Annotated in this window: 3 protein-coding genes; all 3 read right to left on the bottom strand. The window is 52.6% G+C overall.

Features of this window, described 5'->3' with window-relative positions; all coding sequences use genetic code 11:
- Positions 1–57: 57 nt before the first annotated feature.
- Positions 58–225 carry a hypothetical protein gene (locus JK635_RS17680; protein WP_202655269.1) on the bottom strand — a complete coding sequence of 56 codons (168 nt, stop codon included), beginning with the start codon at positions 223–225 and terminating at the stop codon, positions 58–60.
- A 135-nt stretch (positions 226–360) separates the two neighbouring features.
- The gene (locus tag JK635_RS17675) at positions 361–567 is read right to left on the bottom strand and encodes a DUF3606 domain-containing protein (RefSeq protein WP_202655268.1); all 207 of its coding nucleotides are present in this window, start codon (positions 565–567) and stop codon (positions 361–363) included.
- Positions 568–696: 129 nt separating this feature from the next.
- On the bottom strand, positions 697–925 hold a 229-nt coding region (locus JK635_RS17670), incomplete at its 5' end, for a hypothetical protein (protein ID WP_202655267.1).

The following is a 925-nucleotide window of genomic DNA, read 5'->3' as shown; positions in this document are numbered from 1 at the left end:
GCTTCAGTACGCTAAAGCACACAGCCGAGTTAATAATTCGCCTGTTCCGTTCAGGGATTAGCCGCCGTGATAGATGTTGAGGTTGCCATTGGGATCGATCACCGAATTACGGTTATCCATGCCACTGGCGCCCATGCCCGAGCCAGAGCGGCCGGACGTGTTCATGCCCATGCTGGAGCAACCAGCCATCACCATCACAAGTAGGACCGCAGCAATTTTTTTCATCTTCTTTCTCCAGTGAGTGCGTCAAGTAACGCGGTATGGAATGGACAAGAAGTCAAATAGGCGGTTCCGGCTGATGCAGCGCAGCATGCGTGTCATCAAATCCTTGCAGGGTGTCTGTCAGACACCCTGAAATCTTTACTTCCCTAGATGCTTACCCACCGCGTCAGNCTTCCCTAGATGCTTACCCACCGCGTCAGCCGATGTGCCGGCGGCCTTGACCGCGTCTTTCAACTGCTCCTCGCTGACGCCAAATTTCCTGCTCCAGTACTGCAATTCCCATGGTTCATTGACGTTGACACGCGAGCGGTCCTGCGGTCCGCGTTCATTGAGGTTGTCAGCCATGCTTGCCTCCTTGAAGTGATAAAAAAGACAAATTCATGGTAGCAATGGGTTTGCACGCTACCAAGGAGAGGTAGGGTTTTCATGCAGGATGCTTGAGCATAATCACGGGAAGATTGTCTGGCCAAGCGATCAGTTGCCAAGGACAGCAAGCCGCTGCAATACCGGAAAACGTCCATCAATATCCTGGCCGATTGCAAGGCCGATCGAAAGGTGATGTCCGATTGCCATTCTCTTTGTCCTGCCATGACGGATACGTGGTGCATTACGTGCCGCTAATATCGTGGAAGCACCCTCAGCAAGCCAACAAGCACGAACATCATGGGCAATTCGGAACGTTATCAGGGCAGTTGCTTTTGCG

It is taken from the genome of Neobacillus paridis, assembly GCF_016765675.1.
Classification (GTDB): Bacteria; Bacillota; Bacilli; order Bacillales; family Cytobacillaceae; genus Neobacillus; species Neobacillus paridis.
Note: the sequence above shows the minus strand (reverse complement) of the source record. Positions and strands in the feature narration are given on the sequence as shown.

Coding starts and splice junctions, on each gene's coding strand:
- JK635_RS17680 (WP_202655269.1), bottom strand. CDS start 225: ATGAAAAAAATTGCTGCGGTCCTACTTGTGATGGTGATGGCTGGTTGC.